We start from the raw sequence: 25,995 nt of genomic DNA, 5'->3' as shown, positions 1-25,995 counted from the left end.
CCTGAAAATCATGAAGGCATGGTTTATGTGGTCATGATTCGGTTGATGCTGAGGCGGTTAACAAACAACCGACGAACGAGGAACTTGAAACCTGCTTAACCAGCATTTACAAACACTTTCTTAGTACCCAGTTACTGCGCGTATCAGCGCTGATAAAGGGAACAGGTATAATCGCCAGGTCAACCCCCAGGGCTTTGAAAGCAGAGCGAATCAAGGTAGCATGAGACGCTTCGACTGCTCCAATGCTGGCTCCGGCGGTAATGAGCGCTGGGGTTTTGAGTTTAGCAGCCTCTTGACCATAGGCGATCGCTGCATCGGTTTCGAGCGCCAAGGCCAGCTTTGCAATGTTGACATCAGAGTCGAGTGCGCCTTCACCTGCCTTTAAATAAGACGATAAATCGTACTGCTTTTGAGCTGCAACAGGAGTCCCGCCCAGTTGCTTGATGACGGTTACCAGAGTATCACGATGTTTTTGGTGGTCTGCCTGGTTTGCCAAGGCGACAGCCAGCACTGCTTTACCCACATCTGTACTGGTCAACTTAGTCGCCGCAAAACTGTATGCCCAGATTGCTTGATGCTCGTAAAACAGCGCTCCGTTTAGCACCTTAGCATCGTTGACATTGTTCGCGTTTTTGGTATTTTTGGCTGGGGCAGCATCAACCTGCTTCACTATTGCGGGAATGCCGATCGCGGTAGCAGCAGCACCGACAACAGCGCCTGTTCGTAGCAGATTGCGGCGCGACCAATGCTTAACACGGCGGGCGCTTACGTCAGACAGCATCTCTCTTTCCTGATCCATGTTGGTGTTCTCCCAAGTAGTGTACGAACAAGTAGTGTACGAATCGGCTCACGTGCAACTCACGTCTGAGCGTCTAACGGCAGCACCAACTTTGGTTGCAAACAAAGCGTTCCCAACCAGAGCGATCGCCCTGACAATCAAATAATTCATCGCCGAACGGTACTTAAAACCGTTTAGCCTGCTTCTTCAGAGCCAATAATGCACACGTAATCTGCTTTGATAGATAACCAGATTGACGCATAAGAACTTGCATTCAAAAGGTGATACGCAATCCCTTTGAATTTGGATCTGTTACACACAAAACCGAACTTAGCTTTCGTCTTATAGGAGCTTTAATCAAGCTCTTGCTGCATTCAAAAACGAAGGTTCCGTAAGGCGGGAGGCTGGTTACTGCGTCACGCTAGGCACACTGAATTAAGCCAATAAACACGCGATCGGAAACATCAAATACTCAAGGAAAAACAGCTTCCAGATAAATTGGTAATAAGAGCTGATAGATGATTGCGTAGTTAGATCGACTTGAGTGCTGCGGAGCCACAGCAACCCCAACGCAACAAGATGAAAGACCACCAAAACTAAATGATTGCTGCCAGGAAGCCCTAATAGTCCTGCCAGAACCATGCCTAAGTAGCTGCTTGTAATAACCCAAAGCGCAAGACGAAAAACAGCCCCTTGCCCCAGACGCAGCGTAAAGGTCTTAATGTTGTACTGGCGATCGCCCTCTATGTCGGGAATATCTTTAAAGATGGCGATCGCAAACGTGAAAACCAGCACAAAAAGGGTCAGTGCCCAAACCGAGGGCAAAATCGGTAAGCGACCTTGAAAATGCAGAAAGAGTCCGAGATTGACGATCATCCCTCGCACTGTGAAAATGCAAAGCGAAGCCCAAACTGGAAACCGCTTGAGCCGGATGGGTGGCAGCGAATAGGCTGTGCCAATCAACACGCTTATCCCCACCGTTGCCAGCAAAAACAGACCTTGTGAGAGTGCCAACAGCAGCGCTAATACACCCGCGATCGCCACAATAATGCTGCCCTGCCGACGCGAAAACTCTCCCGATGCTAGCGGCAGGTCTGGTTTGTTGATGCGATCGATCTCAATATCTTCAAGCTGGTTCAGTCCCACAATGTACACGTTGCCGCACAAACAGGCGAGCAGAGGCGGCAAGAGCACCGTTACAGCAGAAAAAAAGTCGGCAGGGACTAAGCTCGTTGCAGTGCCGAGCGCCGTGTCACTACCTGCAACAGCCAGCAAATACAGCCCGAGGACACTTAAACTGGTGCCGATGATTGTATGTGGACGTGAAAACTTCCAGAACGCATACAGCCAGGGGGCATAGCGTTGAAGCAAACTATGCTTTTTAAACTGACGCGAGGTAAGAGAAGGTTTTGAGACAGTCCGGCTCATGTGTACCCTTAAAAGAAGCAACTTTAAACTCTGGACTGTAGACGTTTCGTTACGCAAAGTCTAGTAGCTTCAGTCTGGTCATACTGGTAGCAGGCGTACAGTGCCATACGTACTATTAGGGAACCTGCTGGCAGCCCGCGATGCGCTTCCATCTTGACCCCCTACTTAGCTGCAATATCCCGGTCACAGCAAGGGGTTATGAAAGCCAGTTGGTGCTGGCAGGCGGCACCTTTATCGACGGCAGCACCTCCAAATTTTCCGCTGATGTCTACTCCAAGAACCCTACGTTGTTTTTCGTTAGGGTGGCACTTATTGGACGTGTGGAGCGATCGCTCTCGAAGTTACAACCGACGCGATCGAATCTGTTGAGGGAGTGCAAAGAATTAGGCGAAATTGATGAACTAGAGGCGTTACACCCAGTTAACAAATCCTATGTAAAGGGCACTATAGGAGAAATTATACTGCGCTCAGTAACACTACATGGAATCAGTCCTGATAATAGAAACCCTTCAGTGTTATGCGGAAAAAACCATTAGCCGCTGATTCCAATTGTACAGCGAGGTTCTGATAACCCTCTCGGTCAAGTTCTTTTGAAAGAAGCCCGATGTATCAACAGTTAGGGTTGCAGCCAAAGTGCTGAATCTGTTCTCAACTGAGGTTAAACGATGAAATCAGTCGATCCAATGAAATTAGTTAAATATACTTTCCTGGCAACTGGTATTGGTATGCTAGCAGGCACAGTCTTTCTATACATAAATACTAGTGCGTTCCTCAAAAATGCCATAAAAGCAGAAGGAACGGTGATAGAGCTGATACCATCTTACTCCGATGGCTCCACAACATATCGACCAGCCGTACGTTTTATTAACCAACAAGGTAAAGAAATCGAATTTGCATCGTCGTCAAGCTCTAACCCACCAAGTTACTCAGAGGGTCAAACGGTAGAGATTCTTTATCGACCAGAAGAGCCCCAGAAAGCAGAGATTAATAGCTTTTTTTCACTATGGGGTGCTCCGACCATTTTGGGCGGTTTAGGTAGTGCTTTCTTCACAGTTGGTGCTGTTCTCCTCGCTGTGCCTAAGCTCAAAGGACGTGAAGAAAAATATTTGAAACAGCAAGGGACCCCCATTAAGACTGAATTTCAGAGTGTAGATATCAACACCATGCTATCAGTGAATGACAGGCATCCTTTCCAGGTCATAACGCAGTGGCAGAACCCGTCTACTTCGGAAATACATGTCTTTGAAAGCGGCAATATATGGTACGACCCATCAGAATTTATTACGAACCAGCAAATTACTGTCTATATCGAGAAAGAGAATCCTAAGAAGTACTGGGTTGATCTTTCGTTTCTTCCCAAAATGGCTGAATAATAAGCCACACAGTAAGTTGGCTAATAAGAACACTAGAGCGATCGCTATGCAGAAGGCGATCGCTTTAGAAGCCGCGATTAGATATGCACGAGTAAATAAAGCATTCTATTTAAGGGTAATTGTGCTGAACTTGTACAGCAATATTTGAAATAACTGCCGAAAAATAAGAGTTCTACAGAAAGTTTCAGTAGAAAAAATTTTGTACACAGCTAAATTTGTATACAGCTAAAGTTATGGAGTGTTCCTGATTGGTTATTTTGGCAATCCTTCGATCGCATCCAGAAGAGGTATGACAGATTTGGAATAGAAGCGCTCTCGATAAACGCCACCTGCTTCAACAACCCGAAAATAGCCTGTTATACAGTTTCGTTGCACAATGTGTCCATCCAGGTGATGTATGTTATCCCAATCACCTGTGTTGCCAATGGCGATCGACTGCCAGGGTTTCTTCACTTTTTTAGAACTTTTAGTCCCTTGAGGATGGGCTGGAAGCCCAATAATACCTGAGATTAAACGCGCATATCCAGTACGTCCACTATGAGTGCAGTTCACTTTCATATTCTCAAAAACACCAGGGTTCAAAAGTCCATTGGTTTTAACTGCGATACACCCCCTTGCATTGAAATAGACTTGATTCAGCACTAAATTCCATCTAGGGGAATGATAGTTCAAGGCGTGATACCGAGGGGTTATGTTTTGAACTTGAGAGAGTGTATTTTTTGAGGATAAGCTACACCTAATAGGATTACGCTATGAAGCTTTGAGAAGTTGGGATGGAGTTCTAATGCTTCTAGTAGGATGGCACCGCCAAGACTATGACCAGATAGTATAACTTCTTCTTTTTCGACTGCAATTGCCTCTACTAGGCGAACCGCAACTTCTTTAATGCGACGCTCAGACTCATGGAAATTGGCAACTAGTTTAGTTGGATTTCCTTCTAAGGTGTTCCACTTAAACTCTTGGATCTCCAAATCCCAATGAAGTTCCTTAGCAAATTTCCGATATTGATTGGTGATAAGTGATTCCTGCCCAAGTTCTGAAAACCCATGAACATGAATTAGCTTCATAGCGGTTCTTCTGCTTGTCAAACTAGCTTACCTAGATTGCCCGCATGAGTCACAAAAACTTCAAACTTCCTCGGAATTAAACAATGAAGCTAGTTGTACAGTCTTCCCCCGATATGAACTTACCACTTTCTTGCTAAGTACTCCTCCAACTTTGCCAAAGTGATCGCCTCTCACTACAGTTTGAAGTAACACGATCGTCCCTAACTCAAGTCCATTGCAATGCCTCAACTCAACCGATAAAACCATTAAAGCGATCGCAAATACGTTTTACGATCGCTCCCTGAAACGGTGGTTCAACAAATAAAAGCAAGAGCTAAAGGACAAGTTTTAGCCCTTAGCCTTTCTCTAAGCCTCTTTTCCGTTATCTACTATCGACAACATCCCTTGCAACGTGGCGGGAATGCTGCGCGGGTCCATAAACATTACCTTACTGCTATCGCTCTTGCCGATCGTGGTTCCCATATCCAAATAGTTCAGCGCTAGGAGCATCTTGCCTGCTTCGGGAGCGCTGGAATCAGCTTTGAGGGATTGATTCACAATCTGAATCGCTTCAGCCGTTGCCTGTGCCTTCAAGACTTGATTTTGCCGTTCTGCCTGAGCACGCAGGACGATCGCCTTTTGTTCTGCTTCTGCCTGCAAAATAACTGATTTCTGACGGGCTTCGGCATCAAGGACTTGCGCTTCTGCCTTGCCTTTAGCAGAGTTTACAGCCGCTTCGCGTTCGCCTTCAGAGTTTAGAATGGCAGCTCGTTTGCGTCGTTCTGCCGACATTTGGAGTTCCATCGATTCTTGTACAGCTTGCGACGGAATAATGTCACGTAATTCTACCCGTGTTACTTTCACGCCCCAAGGATCGGTAGCTTCGTCTAGCTCTTGCAGCAAAAGATCGTTGATCTGCGAGCGAGCAGTAAAGGTTTCGTCCAGCTCCAGCTTACCCATTTCGGCACGAATTTGGGTTAGCACAAGGTTGACCATCGCAGACTGCAAGTCCTGTACTTTGTAGTACGCTTTCGCCATATCAATGATGCGCCAGTAAACTACAGCGTCTACTGTAATAGACACGTTATCGCGGGTAATGGAGGGCTGGGGTGGAATATCCAGGACTCGCTCCCGGATAGTTCCCTGGTAAGCGACTCGCTCCAGCACTGGTACGACGAACTTCAGTCCGGGTTCCAGTTTGCGATCGTACACACCAAGACGCTCAACCAGAGCTTCATTGCCTTGCTGAATGACTTTGGCGGACGAGAGTGCTACACCGCCACCACCGATTAATAGAGCTAAAAACCAACCAAACATTGCGGTTGTCTCCTCTTTTGTGATTGTGAGTTGAAATGGTTACTTGTACGTTCGCCAACGTTGGCTATTGGTACTTCAGGAATGCAGCAGATGTTGTGGCATGACAATCAGCGTCGTGCCCTGTCGTGCTACCACGTAGACCTTTTGGTTTGGGGCGATCGTCACTTCATCATCTTCACAGCGCGCTGCCCAGGAATTGCCCTCATAGCGCACCCGTCCGCTTTGCCCCGGTAGAATTTCGGTCAGCGTTTCGGCTTCAGTCGCATCAAACTTACGGGCAGCTCTGTGTTGCACCAGTCGGCGAGAGTAGAACACAAGCGACAGGGATAATACCATCCAGAGCACCACCTGCAAGCCTAATGGCACAAGGTGTGCGATAGCAGCGACGACTAACGCGCTAATGCCTAGCACACAAGCAACGAACGCAGTGGGCACAACTACTTCGACGAGACAAAGAACTGTTCCAACGATGAGCCAGATGATTGTGGGAGTCAGCGCCATAGAACCATTTCCTGACAAAGTGAGTGAAATTGAACGCGATCGCTACTTTTAGATCCAAGCTGTAAAGACTGCATTTCGGATGGAGCAAAGCGATAAATTTCTTAAGCCAAATTTCTTAAGAAACCGATTGAGTCCGTTTGCCGATTCAACCCTATAGTTGATAGGCAATTAGTCTAAATTGGTCTACGATGCGCTACTTGTAGAGTGCCTTGTTATAAAATTCCCCGAAACGTATAGCAGTGACCAGAACGCTCAGTTTCTTTACGCTCCGTTATTTTCTGCACTGCGCCTATAAACTCAATGACGCTCTGAAACGATGTCTTTGCTAGCGCTATAGCCAGTGTAATCCCAGTTATAGCGAGCTGTCTGAGCGATTGCACCTTTCCATCCCCGTCTCTTAGACCAGCACGTACCATCTGCCGTAAACGTATGAGTGATTCCAAACCACAGCTTTGCTGCCCTAACCCAAACTGTGCTGCGCCCCTAAACGCGGTCGGGCTTGAGAGCTGCGAATCGTGCCAAACACCATTGATTTACCGCTACTTCTGGGCAGTTGGGCAGGGCATAGAACAGTTTCCCGTAGGGTCGCAGGTTGCAGGTAGGTATATCGTCACTGCACCACAGGTTTGGCTAGAGACACAGCCCAGTTTGCCACCAGAGCTTCCCCTTGACTGGTCAGAGGCAGTGTTGCCGTATCTGCATCTTTATCCCCATCGGCTACGCGTGCCAGAGGTATATGGCTTTTGCCCAGAGACAGAGTCAGTCCAGCCAGGTACTCTGTTGTTGCTCGAAAATGTGCCGTTAGATGAGAAGGGCACGCTTTACACCGCGATCGCCCATGCCTGGAAGGACGCAACGGCAGTACGTCAAGTCTACTGGCTGTGGCAACTACTCGAACTCTGGACACCGCTGCTTGAACAGGGCGTTGCTTCCAGTCTGCTGGCAGCCAATAATATTCGGGTCGAAGGCTGGCGTGTGCGCTTGTGTCAACTCTTTAACGATGCAGACGTGCTAGCTGCATCAGATGCAACAACACCCACTGCCGCTCCAGAGTTGGCTGATCTAGCAAATCGCTGGCTAGAATGGGTGGCTCATACTAAGCCAGACGTGGCAGAGTCGTTGCGGGCATTGTGCCATCAAATGCGAGACGGCGTGGCACTTAGTACGATCACGACTCAACTTAATCAATTGCTCATGATACAGGCTGCCCAACTGCCATTGCGGGTGCAGCTTGCGGGCGCAACCGATACAGGACCACAACGATCACACAATGAAGATGCCTGCTATCCCGTTACTATCACGGGCAGGGATCGAGCAGAGGCATTAGCATCGCAGTTGGCGATCGTCTGTGATGGCATTGGTGGTCATGAAGGCGGTGAAGTTGCTAGTCAAACAGCCGTGCGAACGCTCAAGCTTCAGGCACAGGCACTGCTAGCGGAGGTTGCAGAACAAACAGAGTTGGTCGCCCCTGACTTGCTGATACAACAGCTAGAAGCCTCAGTGCGCGTGGTCAATAACTTGATTGCTAGCCAGAATGATACTCAAGGGCGAGCCGATCGTCGCCGCATGGGCACCACGCTGGTCATGGCACTTCATGTCGCACAGCGTCTGCCATTAGAGGAACAGACGATAGACGGAGCCGCCACCGGACACGAACTTTATCTCGTTAATGTGGGCGATAGCCGTGCCTACTGGATGACTCCTCGCTACTGCCATCGGCTGACGGTAGATGATGATGTGGCAGCGCGAGAAGTGCGACTGGGACGATCGCTCTATCGCGAAGCACTACAACGACCCGATGCTGGGGCACTGACCCAGGCGATCGGCACCCGTGATGCCGAATTTCTTCGACCAACCGTACAGCGCTTTATTCTGGAAGAGGATGGCGTGTTGCTACTTTGCTCTGATGGACTCAGCGACAACGAACTAGTTGAACAAGCATGGGCAGAATACACGGATGCCACTCTTAAAGGCAAATATTCTCTAGACTTAGCTGTAAAAAACTGGATTAGCTTGGCAAATCAAAAGAACGGTCACGACAACACATCTGTTGTTATCCTCCGCTGCAACGTTTCGTCTGCCTTGCCAGAACCATCCTTACCAAGCTCCGGCACCAGTAGAACCGAGTCTGAATGGTCGCCTGCCTCAAGGGCGTTGCTAGAGGATGAACCGTCAGCAACCAGCCACCCCGTTAGCTCAAACGCTGCACCCTCAAACGGTAAACGTCGATCGTTAGTTGTGAGCGCTGGATTAATTGCTCTCTTGTTGCTTGGCGGCGGTATCGGGTTAGCTGCCTGGTCACAGCTCAACCCCACCAGCTTTCAGCAATTTCGTGAGCGAGTGTTTCCACAGACGTAGTAAGGGGTGCAGTCTTATGCAAAGATAAGAGACTGTCGAGAGTATTGAATGCACTGACAGCCGAGATGGCTGTTATCCAGGAAGCCTTAGTTATGCAAGTTGGTGAAACGTTCCCAGTTGGAAATCGTGTCCGCGTGGTGGCATCAGTTGTTGTCTACCATCATCCAGAGCATCGCAATGAAGCGTTTGACTTAAAGGGGCAAGAAGGGGAAGTGATCCAGGTGCTTCAGGAATTGCACGGTAGACCGATCAGCGCCAACCTGCCGTATATCGTCAAGTTTGACAAAAAATTCCGCGCCCATTTTCATCAGAGTGAGCTAGAGCAGGTTTAACAGTTATTAGTAGCTGTGGGTACTGATCGTTAACGATCGCTCAAAAGTGCAAAACCTTCTGTCGGTGACGTTATACATAACATCCCCACTGCTGCTCTATTGCAAGAAAAACACCTTTGAAGGCTATGTCCGATCGTGGTGCTAGCTTTGCCGTCGATTGAACCAGTCGAAGAAATTGAAATCGCCCTGCATCTTTTGCAGTTCTGCCTGATTTGCTGCTGCCGTGCGGTAGTACCAATCGCAGTAGTCCTCAAATTCGGTGCGGTACTCTACTTCACGATAAAAATCGCGGGTCAACGCATAAGCGACAATCGCCTCTGAAACGGATGGAGGGGCGAGCGTAAACCAGCGAATATGCTTAAACATAGTTGTTTGTAACAGAGGAAAATTACTGTCTCTAGCTATTGCGTTAGTGACACCTTAGATCAAGAACTGTAGTATGTTCAAAGTCTCCAACCATTGTGTAAACCAGATACAGTCCCTTCTCGTCTACCGCAGATGTAGACCAATTAGCAAGCTGTTTCAAGCCGCTTGGGATAACGCCACCAATTTTGCCATTCTGTACAAACGCCACTTGTGCTTTGTCATTGTAAAAAGCCTGGATGCTAGCTCTTGTTCCTTGATAGCGTCTTAGCTCTCCCACAAAGTAAAAACAGTGCTGTCCGTTACCAGGGGGGCGAGTTACTCTGCTCTGAAGCATTACTGATGACGTGTTAGGCGAATGTTCGGTCGCTCGAAGGTCGTTTTCGTATTCGCTAAGTACACGGTTGTTAGCAAGATATGAATCAGCACTCGTCACAAGGAGCAAAAATAGAGTGCCACCAACCGCTAAACAGATTGCTACTAAAGGAATGAACAAAAGACTGTGGGTTAAATGCTTCCAGGCTGTTTTTGATGCCATACGGCTTTGACGGTCAAGCAATTCAGTTCGCTGAGGTACGGCTCTCCATTAAAACCCATACCTCAGCAATCTCTACCCTATTAAACAGTGTACTCAAGCTTAAGCATTACTGTTGGAGATAAGGACTTCACCTTTTAGCATCCGTTGGGCAGCATCTAGAAGTGCTTCTTCCAGGTAGGGCTTAGTGAAGTAACCACTGGCTCCAAGGGAGACTGCCATCTGGCGGTGACGATCGGCACCGCGAGAGGTCAGCATGGCGATCGGTAGGTGCGTAAGGTTGGGGTCTTTCTGGATACGAGAGAGCAGTTCCAGACCATCCATGCGAGGCATCTCGATGTCGCAGAACACGATATCGCACGGTAGCCCAGCGCGGAGTTTCTCCCATGCTTCCTGACCGTCGCGTGCCTGCTCTACCCGGTAGCCAACCTTGTTGAAGGTCATAGATAGCAGTTCGCGTACTGTGATGGAGTCGTCCACAATGAGTACAGTTGGCTCGGTCTTGGCGATCGGCGCTTCCTGAATCATGCTCACGCCGTCTTGTTCCCACAGCGAACCGCCTACATCCTTGCGAATGCGACCCAGCGAGAGGTCGATCAGCTCCAATACGTCAGCGATCGGCATGATACGACCATCCCCTAACACGGTTGCCCCTGCAACACCAACAGGCTTAGGAATCGGTCCCTCTAGCTGCTTGATTACAATTTCCTGTTCGCCCAGTACTTGATCCACTTGAAGCGCCAGGAAGTTGCCAGCACTGCGTAGAACGACGATCGACACAATATCGTCTTCCTGGTTACCGCCATACACATTACCTCGACTGAGGTGACGGCTGTACGATAACAATTCACTCAGAGGACGCAGGGGCAACAATGAATCACGCCAGGGAATGCAGGCTTGCCCTTCGGCGTTGGTTTGAATGCGTTCTTTCGGCACGTCGAGCATATCTTCTACCCCATCCATTGGGAAGGCGATACGGGCACGATCGCTGATACAGCACAGTGCTTTGGAAATACTCAGCGTCAGCGGTAGCCGAATCGTGAATGTTGTACCTTTGCCATAAGTGGAGTCAGTGTTAATGGCACCACGAATTTCACTCAGGCTGGTACGAACCACATCCATGCCTACTCCCCGACCGGAGAAGTCATCAGCTTGATCCTTCGTGCTAAAGCCTGCATGGAAGAGTAAGTCGTAGACATCTAACCGCGCCATGTTTCTGGCTTCGGTTGCGGTAATCAGTCCTTTTTCGATTGCTTTCGCTTTAACGCGATCGATGTCGATTCCTGCACCGTCATCAGAGACCGAAATGATGGTTTGGTTCCCCTGGTGGAACGCACGAATGGTAATGCGTCCAGAAGGCGGTTTGCCGGCAGCACGACGCACTTCAGGCGACTCAATGCCGTGGGTAATCGCGTTGTTCACTAGATGGGTCATTGGATCATAAAGCTGTTCCAAAATCATCTTGTCGATCAACGTTTCACGCCCTTCGACGTTCAGTTCTGCCTGCTTACCAACTTTCATTGCAATATCACGCACGGCACGCGGCAGTCGATCGGCAGTTTGAGCAAAGGGCACCATGCGCGATCGGGTTAGTCCTTCCTGCAACTGAGTAGTTACCTGACGGAACATCCGCGTCACCTGATCCGTTTCATCCACAATGAACTCAATGTCAGACGACGACTCACGCACTCGCACAATCAGCTCAATCATTTCTTGTGAGAGGCTGTGGAAACCCGTAAAGCGATCCATTTCTAAGGGATCGTATTCAATCCCAGTTGCATTAGCCGTTTGAGCAAAGACTCCACTCTCACGCGCTGACGCTGATGCCCCAAAGGCGCTGCGGTGGCTCTGGCGGCTAGCAAGAAGCGAACTTTCAAGGAGCGATCGTTCATACAAATCTTGCATCCGTTGCCCCACGTCGCTAAGTTGCTGCACCTGATACAGCAAGTTATCGAGCGACTGACGAAGACGTTCCTGGTCTTCCTCCAGGCTGTTGCGGTTTACCACCAGTTCCCCAACAAGGTTACTGAGATTATCCAAATGCTTGACTGGTACCCGCATCGTCTGCTCACTAAAGACTCGACCGGGGCGGGTAGGGCGGCGATTCTGAGCCGCTACGCCACTACGGGCAATCTTTACCGTTGGCGAGCCGCCCATCTTTTCTTCAGCATCTTTCAGCAGGTCGTCCAGCTCATCAAACTCAGAGATGCGAGTGACGGTTGTATCACCTCGTTGGTTGCCAGTATCGGACACTTCAAACGAATCATCTTGTAACAGGGATTCGAGTTCAGCAAAGTCATCCACTGATGACGCAGATTCCCCTGCGCTTGATGTATTCCCCAATTCTGATAAGCCAGCAGAGAAATCTGAACTAGAGTTATCTGCTAAGAAAGCGTCTAACTCCGTTAAAGCATCGGCTGAAGAGTCTTGATCAAGAAACGCCTCTAAACCTGAAAACTCATCTTCTGCGGCATTATCTGATGCTAATAGGCTGTCCAGGTCATTGAACGCATCAGTTTCTTCGCTGAGTAGATTATCAAAAGCTGACAGTTCTCCAACACCTGCTGGTTGGCTTTCATTAATAAGTAGGTCATCAAACTCGTCAAGGGCATTCGTTGAGGCAGGCGCGCTTGATTCATCCATCAAGCGATCGAATTCGGTAATGCTATCGCTGGTGCTGTTATCGTCGCTCGTGCCTTCCCAATCAAAATCGAATGCAGCGGCTTCTGGTGTCGCTGCCTCTGGTGGTGCGGCTTCAAAGAGTGAGTCTGTTGCAGCAGTGTTATCAGCAGGCAAGGCATCAAAATCAAGTGCATCGAAACCAGAATTCTCTAAGTCGAGTGCAAAGTCTTCACTCTCAGCATTTTCTGTGGCAGTGCTGTCGCTCGTGCCTTCCCAATCAAAATCGAATGCAGTAGCTTCCGGTGCTGCTGCCTCTAAGGGTGCAGTGTCAAAGAGTGAGTCTGTAGCAGCAGCGTTATCAGCAGGCAAGGCATCGAAATCAAGTGCGTCGACATTAGAATTCTCGAAATCGAGTGCAAAGTCTCCACTCCCAGCATTTTCTGCGGCAGTGCTGTCGCTGGTGCCTTCCCAATCAAAATCGAATGCTGCCGCCTCGGGTAGTGTGGCTTCAAAGAGTGAGTCTGTTGCAGCAGTGTTATCAGCAGGCAAGGCATCAAAATCAAGTGCGTCGACATTAGAATTCTCGAAATCGAGTGCAAAGTCTCCACTCCCAGCATTTTCTGCGGCAGTGCTGTCGCTAGTGGCTTCCCAATCAAAATCGAGTGCAGCAGCTTCCGGTGCTGCTGCCTCTGAGGGTGCGGCTTCAAAGAGTGAGTCTGTAGCAGCAGCGTTATCAGCAGGCAAGGCATCGAAATTAAGTGCGTCGACATTAGAATTCTCGAAATCGAGTGTAAAGGCTTCACTCTCAACATTTTCTGCAGCAGTACTGTCGCTGGTGCTGTTATCGTCGCTGGTGCCTTCCCAATCAAAATCGAATGCAGTAGCTTCCGGTGCTGCTGCCTCTAAGGGTGCAGTGTCAAAGAGTGAGCCTGTAGCAGCGTTATCAGCAGGCAAGGCATCAAAATCAAGTGCATCGAAACCAGAATTCTCGAAATCGAGTGCAAAGTCTTCACTCCCAGCGTTTTCTGTGACAGTGCTGTCGCTGGCGATATTTTCGTCGCTGGTGCCTTCCCAATCAAAATCGAATGCAGTAGCTTCCGGTGCTGCTGCCTCTGAGGGTGCAGTGTCAAAGAGTGAGTCTGTAGCAGCAGTGTTATCAGCAGGCAAGGCATCGAAATCAAGTGCATCGAAACCAGAATTCTCGAAATCGAGTGCAAAGTCTTCACTCCCAGCGTTTTCTATAGCAGTATTATCTAGGGCAACGCTGTTGCTGGTGTCTTCCCAATCAAAATCAAATGCAGCGGCTTCTGAGGGTACTGCGTCTGACGGTGCTGTCTCTGGTGGTGCGGCTTCAAAGAGTGAGTCTGTTGCAGCCGCGTTATCAGCAGGCAAGGTATCAAAATCAAGTGCATCGAAACCAGAATTCTCGAAATCGAGTGCAAAGTTTTCACTCTCAGCATTTTCTGTAGCAAGACCGTTAGTGCCGTTTTGATCGCTGAGATCAAATGACAACGCATCGCCAAAGTTTAAGCTCTCTGTAGCTGGCGAAGTAGGGGAGAGGTTAATGTCAACGTCTTCAGGAGCATTAGAGGCAAATAGATCATCACTAAAGCTTAGACTGGCTTCAGCCGTTGAGTCTTGAGAAGGAACAGTATTGTCTAGAGCATCGCTCTCAAACAAGTCGAAGTCCAGGCTCTCATCATCAAAACTGGCTTCACTAGCATTCGCAGCAGGATCAGTAACGTCTTCACCAAACGCCGCGATCGCATCAAGCTCGGTGCTAGTAGCGTCAGTGTCAGTTGATGCAAACAGGTCAAAATCCATAGCATCACGATCAGGCTCTGGTTGTTGACCCGCACCATTAGTCAGCACAGGCTCATCTAACTCAAATAGATCATCGTTTAGAGCAAGATTCTCATCTAAGGGCGCGATCGGCTCCAGACCATTCAGATTATTCAAATCATCCAGATCATCTAGACCATTCAAATCAGTAAGACCGAGTAATTCGTCGCTGAGTGTGTCGGCTGTCTCACTAGATTGCGGTTCTGATGAGACGCCAATGGTCAGCAGATCGTCTGGCAGATCGAAGCTCTCATCCGATTGATTTGGCTGGTCAAAGAAATCACCTAAGGCATCCGTTGGTTCCAGTGGCTGCGTTGCTGAAAGGTCATCTAGCGAGATAGATTGCGGTTCTGATGAGGCTTCAAAAGCAAAGGCAGTAATATCAGACCCGTCTAAAGAGCGATCGAGCAAGGACTCACTGAGCAAGTCGGCTGAATCGGCGATCGTGTCTGGTGCTTCACCAAACGGATCTCCAAGGGCTTCTACTGGGTCAGTTAGCTGCTCTGAAGGCTCCGAAACCAGCCAGGAGTCTGATGCATCCAATAGATTTGTATCCAGAGCGCTATCTGTGCCAAAGCTACCAAAATCAATGTCCAGCCCAGTCTCTAAGTCAGCAGCTTCTGAAGTGCTGCTGGCAGCAGTGCCAAAGTCAGACTCGTTGAAGTCAAATTCGTCGAAGGCAAGGCTCCCTGCATCCGTTGCTAAGTCATCCGCTATTGGTAGTTCAACTGTTTCAGCATCTAACGCTGAAGCATCTAGATTAAAGGCATCTGAAGTATTAGGAGCTTCCTGAGCCGAAGGCACTGCCCATGGGTCAGAAAAATCGGTCTCGAATGTTGTATCGGCAAGCGGTGGCGCTGCTTCCCCCGAGGGTAAGGACCAATCTAAAGATTCAAGATCAGCATCGGCTGAAAGAGTTTCGGGTAATGTCTCATCAACTGGCGGTATGTCATCAGTGAGCCAAGACGAGATCGATGGCTCAAGCCCGTCATCCGTCAGTTCTTCTAGTGCTAAATCTTCTACCAGCTCAAGTTGAGGGTCGCTCGGCGGCTGTTCAGCCGTTGAACTCAGCAGACTGCTAAAGTCCAGATCATCCTGTTCAGACAATCCCTCAAGTGATTCCAGCATAAAGCCGTCATCGCTCAACTGATTGCCGAAGTCCTCTGTATTCGTTGGGCTTGTGGCGAGATCTTCGTCACCAAGTGGTAGCACAGGCTGCTCGTCAAACGATAAAGCTGAATCAGCAACAGCCGAGTCAGGTTCGCCCCAGGGATCAACGATCGTGGTTTCAAGCAGGGTTGGAACTGGGGGTAGCTCAAACATTTGCTCATCCAGTTCCGTGGTGAAGGGGTCATCCACATCGTCCAGATTTAGTTCTACAGGCTGAAGCTCTGAATTAGTTTGGAACTCTGAGAAGGTAAGGTCTGGCTCGGCATCCATGCCAGTAAAGAGTCCACCTAAATCCTCCAAGGGGGGAGCGGACTCAGGTGCATCGTCAAACATAAGTCCGGCAAGGTCTGATTCAACAACATCCGGTGAACCCATCTCAGAGTCTAGGTTCAAGTCGCCAAAAATATTGTCAAAGGCAGTACTGCTCTGCTCTGCTGGTGTATCCGTTACGCCCAATTCACCCCAATCTTCGGCACTTGAGTCAGCCAACAAATCGTCTAGATCAGCTTGAGCCTCGCTGGTAGTATCAAAGAGACTGCTGGCTTGATCTGTAGACGTGTCCGTTAGCGCTGAAACACTCAAGTCTGTAGAGTCCAAGCCCGTAAACAGAGCGTCTAAATCAGCCTGAGCATCGCTACTGGTGGGAAGGGCGCGATCGTCAATCAATTCGCTTGGTAGCGCGTCTGGTTGCAGCAGATCATCGCTGAACAAATCGGTGAGCGCATCCTGAGAGGAGGTCGAAGCCGCTTCCTGACCAATTTCTGACTCGTCAAATAGGAGATCAGAAAAGTCGGCAGCCGTATCAATATCGGTCGTATCATTAGCGCTGACGACCCGCACATCCGCAGGAAGAGCAATAACCTCTTCTTCTTGCCAGGTTGAACCGAGGTCGGGCATCTCGCCTTCAAACAGGTCTGCCAGGCTATTGAGTTCTGCCATGCCTACTTCGGGACCATTTTGGTCAGCGTGATCGGCTTCAGCAGGTACTGTGCCGAAACTGTCATTCAGGTCAAAACTATCGCCAAAATCGATTTCAGGCGCAGCGTCATCCATTCCAGCAAACAAAGCATCGTCAGCCGTTGCAGTGGATGGCTCTGTGAGCCAATCAGCATCATCTGTAGCCGCTAGCAGATCAGCAAAGTCGTCAATCGCAGGTTCAACAATTGGTGTCGGTGGCTGTAGCGCTTGCAGTTGAGCGCACGGCACAATTTCGGACGCACGCCCTGAGAGAACCAGTTCTTGTGCCTGCTTAATGTCTTTGATGACAATTGGAGCCAGCATTCGATAGGCATTATCACGATGAGCGATCGCGGCTCTTGACATCTCGATCAAGGCACACCAGTCGGGCAGGTCAAACTGATCACCAATGCTGATCAAGTGACGACAGAGATCCTGAAGCTGTTGGCGGTTGGCATCATCCAACTCCGACTGTTTAAACAGTTGCAGCATCTCGCGTAGACGCAGAGGAATGTCGTTTTGGAATAGCAAAACGAACGCACTATCCTGTTGGGCGGAAGAGGCAGCAGGACTGCTGACGGTGATCGGACGACTAGCAGCAGTAGCCGCAGTTGCTGGAGCAGCATTACTTGCCAGCACATTCAAATGTGTTTCTAGCGCGTTAAAGACTGGCTCAACGCCAGCTACAGTCGCTTTAGCCGTTTCATCAGTCAATCCAAACGGTCCTTGGAGCTGTCCAACCAACTCTTGCAAGGCATCAAAGACTTGCAAAAACAAACCTTCGAGCTTTTGATCAACCTTGACAGGGGACTCTTTAAGAATCTTGAAGTAGTCTTCGAGCCGATGGGATACTTGCTGGATGCTGTTTAAGCCCAGCATTGCTGCACCACCCTTAACAGAGTGTGCCGCCCGAAACAGTTCGTTGACCATCTCCTGGTCTTCGATGGTGCTTTGCAGATTGAGCACACCTTGCTCGATCGTATTGAGGTGGTCTTTTGCCTCCTCAATGAAGTAGCCCATGATTCGCTGTTGCTGTTCAGGCTGCATGGCAGTATCCTATCTCTCTGGAAAGTATGATGATTGCTACCGAAAGGCATGGTACGCTCTACCAAATCGATCGCACTCAGGGTCTTGATCAGGAAACCTTAGTCGTGGTGTGTCTAGCTTGAGGCTTTGCGAGCCGCTATCCAGGCTGACAGCAACGATATAACGAGGCTTATATAAGCCAGTTCGCATAACACACCTGAATTGCTCTACTGTACCTGATACATCTGAAATTGACACCTGACGCCGAGCGCTGTGGTCTAGTGCTATTTGCGCTCAATCGTTTCAACGCGGAACCGTTCTACAGATGTAAGTAGATCGCGGGCAACACCCACCAGGTTTTGCAGCGAACCAGACACTCTTTGCGCCTCCTGAGAGGTTTCCTGAGCGGTCAACTCAACCGATTGCATGACCTGAGCGACCGCGCGTGAGGTCTCAGTTTGCTCAACAGTGTCTGCTGTAATCGAACGCACTAGCACGTCGATTCGGTTGGAAACCTGAATGATATCTTCGAGCGATCGCTTCGCCTGTTCTGCTAATCGAGTGCCTTCAATGACCTGCTGTGTCCCTTCCTCCATTGCGGTCATTACAGAGCCTGTTTCACCCTGAATTTGCAATACGATTTGTTCGATTTCTTTCGACGCTTTGGCGGCACGGTCAGCTAACTGTCGCACCTCGTCAGCAACGATCGCGAACCCACGACCCGCTTCGCCTGCCCGTGCTGCTTCAATACTGGCGTTAAGTGCCAGCAAGTTGGTACGAGAGGCAATTTGCGAAATCAAAGCGACGATCTTAGAAATCTCTTGCGATGATTCTGCAAGACGTTTCACCTTGCGCGTGGTTTCTGCCACCGTTTCGCGGATTTCGAGGATACCTGCCACAGTCCGTTCTACTGCTTCCCCACCCTTAAGCGCGGTTGCCGATGCCGATCGTGCGACTTCCTCCGCTTCCCGGGCGCTTTCTGCCACCCGTTGAATCGAGTCGGTCATCACCTGCACCGAGTTCAACGTGACTGCAAGCTCTTCTGCCTGTCGGAGTGCATCAGACGACAAACTACGGGCAAACATTTCATTGTCGGTCGAGCCTTTACTAACCTGCCGCGCTGCTACTTTCACCTGTTGCACAATTTCTCGCAGGTTTTGGATCGTCAGGTTGAACGAGTCAGCAACGGCACCCAGCACGTCTGCTGTTACCTCTGCCTGCACCGTCAAGTCACCACGAGCTGCGCCTTCCACATCGTCTAGCAGTCGAATCACCTGACGCTGCAAATCTTCCTTCGCTTGCTCTTGCTCTTCTGCCTTGCGTTGCGCTTCACTGGTAGTGGTAAGAATGACCCGTGCCATCTGGTTGAAGCCCGATGAGAGATGACCAAATTCATCTTCGGTATAAACCGTAGCTCGAGCATTCAAGTTGCCCTGACAAACCGAATTAAATTGCGCTTGCAAATCATCCGTCGATTGCTTGATTTTCTTGGCAGTAAATTGCCCCACAGCAAAGGCTGCCATCCCACCCGACAAACCGCCCACTAAAGCCATCGCCCAGCCAGTGCCCTGAAGTCGCGAAATGACCGCACTGGAGAGTTCCTTTTCTCGAGGTGTGGCATTCTCACCCGTGCCAGGTAGGGTGCTAGTAGAGATAAGATTCACCACTGCCACTGCCACTGCTGAAAAGATCCCCGCTGTGACCGCAGTGTAGAACTGCTTACGTTCAATAGGTGCATTCTCTAAAAACGCTAGTGCCCCTTGTTCAACGCTGGGACTAGGTTCAACTCCTTGCTGGTCAGACTGGGTAAATGTTGGTACTTGCTCGGACGTACTGGAGATGCTGAAGACTTCATCATCGGAGATGGTAGAACGGGTGCCGTTACTGCCAAAGCCCATGGAGTCAAAGTCACCAGCAGTACTACTACTTGCTAAAGCACTGCTTCCTGGTAAATCAAAACCAGCATTAACAGAGGGGCTTGTAAAGCCAGCAGAATTTTCCGAAAGATCAAAATCGGCGAGATTGCCAAGATCATCAAATTCGTCAAACTCATCTAGAAAATCGGCGCTGGTTTGCCTGCTACTACCAGAATCTGCATTAGCACGGTCACTGTAGAGGGAGTCTGCTGGCTCTTGTGTAAAGCCGCTGGTTGCCCCAAACTGATCACTCTCATACACCCCCGTACTACCCATAAACAGGGTCTCATCTTCGGTGATGCGGTGATTGCTGCTGTTACGAGCTGCATCTAAAGGGGGCGTGGAGTGATCGTTTTCAATCGTGTAGGATGGCTGATCGATCGGTGATGCGCCTGGCAGATCCAGTGGTGCAAACGCATCATCAAACTCGTCTAAAGCGGCAGCAAACTGGTCATTGTTGGGAGTGGATAGTGTGCCATAGCTCGACGTACTAAAGTCCGACGTGCCGTAATCAGGCGTACTGAAATCGGGTACATCGAAGTCGATCGCACCGGGTGTACTATTGGTGTCAAAGTTCAGCGGTTCTGCTGGCGGCTGCGAGAATGCGTCATCTTGCGGATGATCCAGTGCTGCATCAACCGAGAATGGATCAGAGAGAGAATCAAAACTGTCTAAGGCACTGGCTTCCTGTAACTGCGTACCATTATCAAATGGGCTAGCGAACGGCTCGTTTGCTAACGACGCAAAATCCTGCCCGTATGTGTCTGATGCAGAGTTAAAGCTGGAGTCGAAGTTTGAGTCAAAATTGGGGTCAAAGCTAAGGTCGTCAGCACCGAACGCATTGTCAAACTCATTACTTAAATCCAGATTATTGAAGCCCAGGTTATCATCCTGATCCCAATCTGTAGACGGAGTAGCTGGTTCGGATGACGCATAGGCATCAGACGCGATCGCTCCACCAAAATTATCTTCACCCGCATCACCTGCCTGGCTATCAATGTACGCTAGACCATCGTTGGCGTAGTTGATAAACTCCTGATCGGTTGTCAGCCCCAGCACTGATTGGTATTGGTCTCTAGCGATCGCGAACTGCTGTAGCCCGTAGCAATAGACATGACCACGTAGCAACGATGCGCTGGGATCTTCAGGAAATTCTTTAATAAGGCGATCAACGATTTCCGCCGCCTCCTCATAGTTGCCCTGCACATATGCCTTTTGCGCTTGCTGATATTCTTGTGCGTATTCAGTGCCAGTTGCCATTTGCCTCCTCCCAGTTGCGTATTGAGTGCTGTAGCTTAGGCATAGCTGAGGTTCTGCGACGTACGGCTTGGCTCTGACCGACACCGCACTCAATCCGCGTGACTTGTTTCTCAGTTTTACCGCTAGTTCGTGTTTTTTTCACGTCAATTTCTCTCCTAGGCTGCCCATCGAGCAGATCGCAGAATGGCAATCTGATCTAATAGTCGGAGAAACTTATTTGCTTGTGCATCTAAAACCCACTCACCACGTAGAAACGGAGCAACGCTATCGGGCACATTGGTAGACATCTGCACCTCCTCAATATCCAGCCAGTCCATACCAACGATGCGATCGACCGCTAAACCTAGCATAATGTCTTGGTCTTCAACAGCAATAACTTGAACTTCTGGTTTATCTGTATTCAATGGCGTTGGATCGCCCAAGAATTGACCAAGATCGGCAACCCAAACGACGCGTCCGCGTACATTAAGAGTACCCAAAAGCAGTGGTGAAACATTCGGCACGGGCGTAATCCGATCGGGCGATGGCGACAATACCTCTCGAATCCCCATCGCTGGTAGCGCAAATTCACTGCCGGATGTGATGTAAAACCGCAAGTGCAGCTCACCTTCAGGACTTTCCAACTCCTGAAATTCGGGTGCCTGATCTTGCCCTCTGCCCGTTAAAAAATCTGGATTGCCGACCATTGCTTCTGCTTAACCCCGCAACAATTGCTTGACTGTTCCCACTAATTCGGTCGGCTGAAAAGGTTTGGCAATATAAGCATCAGCGCCCTGTTTCATGCCCCAGTAGCGATCGAACTCTTCCCCTTTAGATGAACACATGACAACGGGCACATCTTGAGTCTTAGGGTCGGCTTTGAGGCGACGGCAGACTTCATAACCATTCATGCGCGGCATGACAATATCTAGCACCACTAGATCAGGTCGATGTCCTTGAATTTTCTCTAATGCCTCAACGCCGTCACCAGCTACCGTCACACTTAAACCACTCCCCTTTAAGAGATCGGTAATCATCTCTCGTTGAGTCACACTATCTTCCACGACCAGAACTGTACTCATATTCCTTTCCCTGCTTGCCGGCTGAAACGTTAACGGGAAGACCCAACGCTATTCACCTTAGTATTCACCCTAAAACTATGTAATCCATAAAGTATCCTCGATTTAGCGTTAAACGGATGTCAATGTTGAGTCAGCATCCGTCCAATCAATTTCCAGATCATTGTCTATATTATTGAGTGCATCGTTGTGCTGGCTACTATATTGTTCGCCTGCACCAATGTACTTTTCAACCAACATTAAAAGCTCACTTTCACCAAAGGGTTTTGTTAAGTAATCAGTTGCACCGACCATTTTGGCTTTCACGCGATCAATAAAGCCATCCTTGCCTGTCAGCATCACGATCGGAATTTGGCGAAATGCGGTGGACTTCCGCAGCATGGCGCAGATTTCGTACCCGTCCAATTCAGGCATTGCAATATCGCAAAGAATCAAATCAGGCTTGAGCTGAAAGACAAGACTAAGTGCCTTCAACGGGTTGCCGATCGCTGTTGCTTCATAGCTATGTTGCCGCAAAATGTGCTCCACCGTTTCTCGTACCGTTACGCCATCGTCAATGCAAACAACTCTTAGCGGTCTAGGTTCGGGCAGTCGTCCAAATTCTCTAGAACGCATGGGCTTGACACCGCTACTCGACTCATTTTCTTTGGTAGTACCATAAATTAGTTGAATTACACCCTTCTGTACATAAGGATAGATTGCCCGCGCTACGGTTAAACTATCGCGATTCAAATAACGTGCAATTTGACGAATCGACGTTTTACCGTCAGCATAGCGGTCTAAGGTTGCCAACGTGCGTTTAGACAGCGTGTCTTGAAGCATGGCAAGGTCTGCGATCGCTGGGCACTGGTCGGGCGATTGAATATGGGGATGAAACTGCTTCCATTCCTGCACCTGCTTCATAATTTTTGCCAGTAGAGGTGTCATCTCTAGCGTGGTCAACTGTGGTGAAAGTGCTGGTCCCAACTCAAAGATGAACGAGCCTTGATGCAGGCTTAACAGGTCAAACAGCGTCTCATGCACCATGCTTTGAATAATGCTGCGACCCTGTGCTGGGGTTAGGATATGGTTTTCAAGCAGTGCCCACAAATAGCCGTACTCTGGTGCATTGGTGGTTGCGATCGACGGCACCACTAGACTACTCAGCGTCGCCTCTGCCCGATAGCGCCGAAGGTAATCTGACAACCGCGACAAACTGGTGGCGCGATCGGCTGCATAGATAATCTCTCCATTTAGGAAAAAAACAAACCAATACTGCTCTGCCAGCGCTTTTGACGCACGCACATCTTGCACATAAACCATGCCAGGGTTGCCCATGCCGCTTGGTTGCGATGGATACGCTTCGACAAAAAGCTCACCCGTTCGCTGCCCCAACTCAATGAGTTGCAGAATGCTACGAATGTCAATTTCATTCAACTTCCCCTGCATGAAACTCCAGCCTTTTCCTCAAACGCTTGGAACTTGTTTCGATTCAGGCATCTTTTGCAGCAGTAGTCGCTTGGCAAAGAATCTCTGATGTACCAGCCGCTGACTGGCTAAGACAACGGGCTGATACAACTTTTATACTCCCCCTTGATACCTTTATTGATCGAATCTCTCAGTTTTTCCAACTTATGGCTGCTGCAACCAGCAATTGCACAGGTCATCGCGTGACTGTCGGTCTGCGTTAACATCGCGTAATAGGAGCACTCTTCGCCTTCCGTCGGTGTTAAGAGCAAAGATGTCTGAAGGTAGAGACTTACCGTTTCCTCCGTTACAGTTCTTCACTGTTTCTACCTGGAGGGGAATTATGTGTAATACCTTAACCTGTCTGAAAAGCTGCTAGCTTTACGGATGGCAAAATGGCATACTCAGGGACTAGAGTGCTAATGGGTGCGATCGGCGTTATCTTTGAAAGTACGTCTAAGAGAAAAATTGGTGCCTGGAAGAGGCGTCTAACCTGGAGTAGCAGGGTAAAGACTGACTAGTCTGTTGACAAAGATGGTCTGTCTTAGCTTTCAGCAGTGCTAGTCTGTGGTAGAGATACTTTGATGCAGGCATGATTCGTAGATCTACAATGCTGTAGTTCTTGATTTGAGCATTGCAGTCAACATCGTGCGTTATAAACTAGGTTGAAGACAAAGGTATACGGTAGCTGATGACGTTGATTAAACGTTAGCGCACTGACATTAAGCAACTAGATTTGCACGATCGCGACTAGATATAAGGATTGTTCTGATAGGGTTGTCTGATTACACTAGGTTTAGTGGCTTTGGTCAGACTATCCCAAACTAGTCTATTGGACACCAGATTGCTTAAGTGGCGATCGAGATTGGGCACAGACACAGAAGAGGATTATCAGCGTGCTGTATCTTGCAGAAGTACAAAAAAAGAGCGGTGGCTTGCTGGGTGGCGGCAAGGCAGAGTTGAAGCTGCTTGCTTGCCAGCGGTCTGAACAAAGCTGGAGTGCAGTAACTAGTGAAGAAGTCGTTGGTTGCGATGAGGCAAACAACTACAACGGTGGCGCTCTAGTACTGGTTGACCTTACAGCCAATAAGCAAGTGCAGCGTGTCCAGGAAGCTGGACGGCAACTGGTTAGCATTCTCCAGAACTTTTCGCGACTGCAAGAAAAGTTTAAGACACAAGAGGAAGAGATTGAACAATGGAAGCAGTCTCTGACGTATCAGAGTCAGGAACTCAATCGTCGGGAAATGGAGATGGAAACCCGACGCGAGCAACTCCAGCAGATGGAGGACGACTTTGAACAGCTAGAGCAGCAGCGTCAGGAGTTTGAAACCCTACGTGATGAAGTGAACCAGCAGCGCGATGAATTTGAGCGCAACCGTCAGGAGTTAGAAGGAGCCTGGAATCATCTGCGTGGCGAGATGAGTCGTCTAGAAGAGCGGCAGGCAGAGTTTCAGCAGACTGCCTTTCTCGACGATGAGCAGGCACGCATTATTCAAGACTTGCTGAATCGGTTGGCAGGTGCAGTACCCTCTACAGATGTGGTACGAGCCCAACTGAATGCTTCGGTAGAAATTTTGGTGCAGCAGCAAAACACGCTCAATCAGCAGTGGCAGAATTTGGAGCAACAGCGATCGACCGCACAACAGTTGCAAGACGAAGCCGATCGCCAAACTCAAGACATTCACCAGCGCTGGCACGAGTGGAACCAGGCGCAAGAGTCGCTAGAACAAGGGCGGGCAGAACTGAAGGTACAACAAACGTCGCTCAACGTGCGGCAAGAGTATGCCCGGATGCTAGGTATACAAATCCAAAACCAAGAGGATCTACATCAGCAGCTTTACGGCTTGGCAGACAGCTCTGATAAGGTCAAGATTGGGCAAAAAGTGGATGTTGAAGCCCTTGAGAAGCTGCCGATCGACGAACTGCAAAAGGTCGTCAGCGATCTAGAGCGCGATTTGCAGAAGCTCTCTCAGTTTGTGGAAAGCCAAGAAGAGGAACTGCGTTACAAGCAGCAGGAAATTAACGACCTACAAGCGAAGATCCAGGCAGCCAACGAGTACGATCGTCTTAACTTGGAAAACGAGCTGGCAGATGAGCAAGACGGCTACCAGATGCTCAACGAAACTCTGGTTGGTCAGCGCCGTAATCTCCGAGAACGCGATGGACTCTTGAGCCAGCACCGCGCTGTGCTGCTACGTCGTCAGGGCAATACTGATTCAGCGATACAAGAAAACGATATTGATCTGGGACCCATCCTGAGCCAAATTGAAGCCCAACGGCAACAGCAAGTCGAAGAACTGCAAAAGCTGGAGAGCCAAATCGAACAAATGCGCGGCGCGATCGATCAGGCACAAGGCATGGTCAACACGCAGGCAACGGAACAAGAAAACAAGCGCAACGAACTCAAACAGTTAGAACAAGCCCTGCTCGATCGCCGTTCTGCCGCCGCTGAAACCTGGGGTCGCGTGAACCTCTATCAGGAAATGCTTCAGCCGATTCAGGATAATGTAGACAGTCTGCGACAACGACTTGACGCCATTGTAGGCACAGTCGCTCAGTTTCAGGAAACAGGAGAGCATCAAGAACAGGCGATCACCGAAATGCGCCAAATCCTCGCTAGCCTCACCAGCACTCCAGAACTCGCTGCATCTTAAGAACTAACTTTGG

At 49.3% G+C, this 25,995-nt stretch carries 19 protein-coding genes and 1 pseudogene; 6 read left to right on the top strand and 14 right to left on the bottom strand.

Features of this window, described 5'->3' with window-relative positions:
• Positions 1-106: 106 nt before the first annotated feature.
• Positions 107-799: a ferritin-like domain-containing protein gene (locus H6F86_RS11980; RefSeq protein ID WP_190448819.1), complete on the bottom strand. Its 693-nt coding sequence runs from the start codon at positions 797-799 to the stop codon at positions 107-109.
• On the opposite strand from H6F86_RS11980, the gene H6F86_RS11975 reads away from it, so the two are divergent.
• Complete coding sequence (locus H6F86_RS11975; RefSeq protein WP_190448818.1) at positions 798-944, top strand: hypothetical protein; 147 nt, start codon at positions 798-800, stop codon at positions 942-944. The two genes, H6F86_RS11980 and H6F86_RS11975, sit on opposite strands and share 2 nt — an antisense overlap.
• A gap of 269 nt (positions 945-1,213) precedes the next feature.
• On the opposite strand, the gene H6F86_RS11970 is transcribed toward H6F86_RS11975, so the two are convergent.
• Positions 1,214-2,206, bottom strand: a complete 993-nt coding sequence (locus H6F86_RS11970; protein ID WP_190448817.1) for a homogentisate phytyltransferase — start codon at positions 2,204-2,206, stop codon at positions 1,214-1,216.
• A gap of 194 nt (positions 2,207-2,400) precedes the next feature.
• On the opposite strand from H6F86_RS11970, the pseudogene H6F86_RS33140 reads away from it, so the two are divergent.
• Positions 2,401-2,603, top strand: a pseudogene (locus H6F86_RS33140) (methionine gamma-lyase family protein); the annotation flags it as partial.
• A gap of 268 nt (positions 2,604-2,871) precedes the next feature.
• Positions 2,872-3,579: a DUF3592 domain-containing protein gene (locus H6F86_RS11960; RefSeq protein WP_190448816.1), complete on the top strand. Its 708-nt coding sequence runs from the start codon at positions 2,872-2,874 to the stop codon at positions 3,577-3,579.
• Between the two features lie 252 nt (positions 3,580-3,831).
• Here the strand turns inward: H6F86_RS11960 and H6F86_RS11955 are convergent, their stop codons facing one another.
• The 4 genes from H6F86_RS11955 to H6F86_RS11940 all read right to left on the bottom strand — a co-directional run bounded on the left by H6F86_RS11955 (position 3,832) and on the right by H6F86_RS11940 (position 6,443).
• Positions 3,832-4,131, bottom strand: a complete 300-nt coding sequence (locus tag H6F86_RS11955) for a hypothetical protein (RefSeq protein ID WP_190448815.1) — start codon at positions 4,129-4,131, stop codon at positions 3,832-3,834.
• A gap of 137 nt (positions 4,132-4,268) precedes the next feature.
• Positions 4,269-4,646, bottom strand: coding sequence for a hypothetical protein (locus tag H6F86_RS11950; RefSeq protein ID WP_190448814.1), 378 nt, complete (start codon positions 4,644-4,646; stop codon positions 4,269-4,271).
• Positions 4,647-4,991: 345 nt separating this feature from the next.
• Complete coding sequence (locus H6F86_RS11945; protein WP_190448813.1) at positions 4,992-5,942, bottom strand: SPFH domain-containing protein; 951 nt, start codon at positions 5,940-5,942, stop codon at positions 4,992-4,994.
• Between the two features lie 75 nt (positions 5,943-6,017).
• A complete protein-coding gene (locus H6F86_RS11940) occupies positions 6,018-6,443 on the bottom strand; it encodes an NfeD family protein (protein WP_190448812.1) in 426 nt (141 codons plus the stop codon).
• A 429-nt stretch (positions 6,444-6,872) separates the two neighbouring features.
• Between H6F86_RS11940 and H6F86_RS11935 the strand changes: the two genes are divergently transcribed.
• On the top strand, positions 6,873-8,801 hold the full coding sequence (locus H6F86_RS11935) for a PP2C family serine/threonine-protein phosphatase (RefSeq protein WP_190448811.1): 1,929 nt from the start codon (positions 6,873-6,875) through the stop codon (positions 8,799-8,801).
• Positions 8,802-8,845: 44 nt separating this feature from the next.
• On the top strand, positions 8,846-9,133 hold the full coding sequence (locus H6F86_RS11930) for a ferredoxin-thioredoxin reductase variable chain (protein WP_347240205.1): 288 nt from the start codon (positions 8,846-8,848) through the stop codon (positions 9,131-9,133).
• Between the two features lie 141 nt (positions 9,134-9,274).
• Here H6F86_RS11930 and H6F86_RS11925 read toward each other — a convergent pair whose 3' ends face one another.
• The 8 genes from H6F86_RS11925 to H6F86_RS11890 form a co-directional block, all read right to left on the bottom strand.
• Positions 9,275-9,499: a hypothetical protein gene (locus tag H6F86_RS11925; RefSeq protein ID WP_190448810.1), complete on the bottom strand. Its 225-nt coding sequence runs from the start codon at positions 9,497-9,499 to the stop codon at positions 9,275-9,277.
• 43 nt (positions 9,500-9,542) lie between these two features.
• Complete coding sequence (locus H6F86_RS11920) at positions 9,543-10,034, bottom strand: hypothetical protein (RefSeq protein ID WP_190448809.1); 492 nt, start codon at positions 10,032-10,034, stop codon at positions 9,543-9,545.
• Between the two features lie 99 nt (positions 10,035-10,133).
• Positions 10,134-17,669 (bottom strand): hybrid sensor histidine kinase/response regulator, encoded by a 7,536-nt coding sequence (locus H6F86_RS11915; RefSeq protein WP_190448808.1) that lies wholly within the window; start codon positions 17,667-17,669, stop codon positions 10,134-10,136.
• A 263-nt stretch (positions 17,670-17,932) separates the two neighbouring features.
• Positions 17,933-20,824 (bottom strand): methyl-accepting chemotaxis protein, encoded by a 2,892-nt coding sequence (locus H6F86_RS11910; RefSeq protein WP_190448807.1) that lies wholly within the window; start codon positions 20,822-20,824, stop codon positions 17,933-17,935.
• Positions 20,808-20,966, bottom strand: a complete 159-nt coding sequence (locus tag H6F86_RS11905) for a hypothetical protein (RefSeq protein WP_190448806.1) — start codon at positions 20,964-20,966, stop codon at positions 20,808-20,810. Before H6F86_RS11905 ends, H6F86_RS11910 begins: the two co-directional genes overlap by 17 nt.
• A gap of 13 nt (positions 20,967-20,979) precedes the next feature.
• Positions 20,980-21,510 (bottom strand): chemotaxis protein CheW, encoded by a 531-nt coding sequence (locus H6F86_RS11900; RefSeq protein WP_190448805.1) that lies wholly within the window; start codon positions 21,508-21,510, stop codon positions 20,980-20,982.
• A gap of 9 nt (positions 21,511-21,519) precedes the next feature.
• Entirely contained in the window at positions 21,520-21,885 is a 366-nt protein-coding gene (locus tag H6F86_RS11895) for a response regulator (protein WP_190448804.1), read from the bottom strand.
• Between the two features lie 108 nt (positions 21,886-21,993).
• Entirely contained in the window at positions 21,994-23,310 is a 1,317-nt protein-coding gene (locus H6F86_RS11890) for a response regulator (protein WP_190448803.1), read from the bottom strand.
• Positions 23,311-24,224: 914 nt separating this feature from the next.
• On the opposite strand from H6F86_RS11890, the gene hmpF reads away from it, so the two are divergent.
• The gene (gene hmpF / locus H6F86_RS11885) at positions 24,225-25,982 is read left to right on the top strand and encodes a pilus motility taxis protein HmpF (RefSeq protein ID WP_190448802.1); all 1,758 of its coding nucleotides are present in this window, start codon (positions 24,225-24,227) and stop codon (positions 25,980-25,982) included.
• The last annotated feature ends 13 nt before the right edge of the window (positions 25,983-25,995 follow it).

This window comes from Phormidium sp. FACHB-592 (assembly GCF_014695795.1).
Taxonomy (GTDB): Bacteria; Cyanobacteriota; Cyanobacteriia; order Leptolyngbyales; family Leptolyngbyaceae; genus Stenomitos.
Note: the sequence above shows the minus strand (reverse complement) of the source record. Positions and strands in the feature narration are given on the sequence as shown.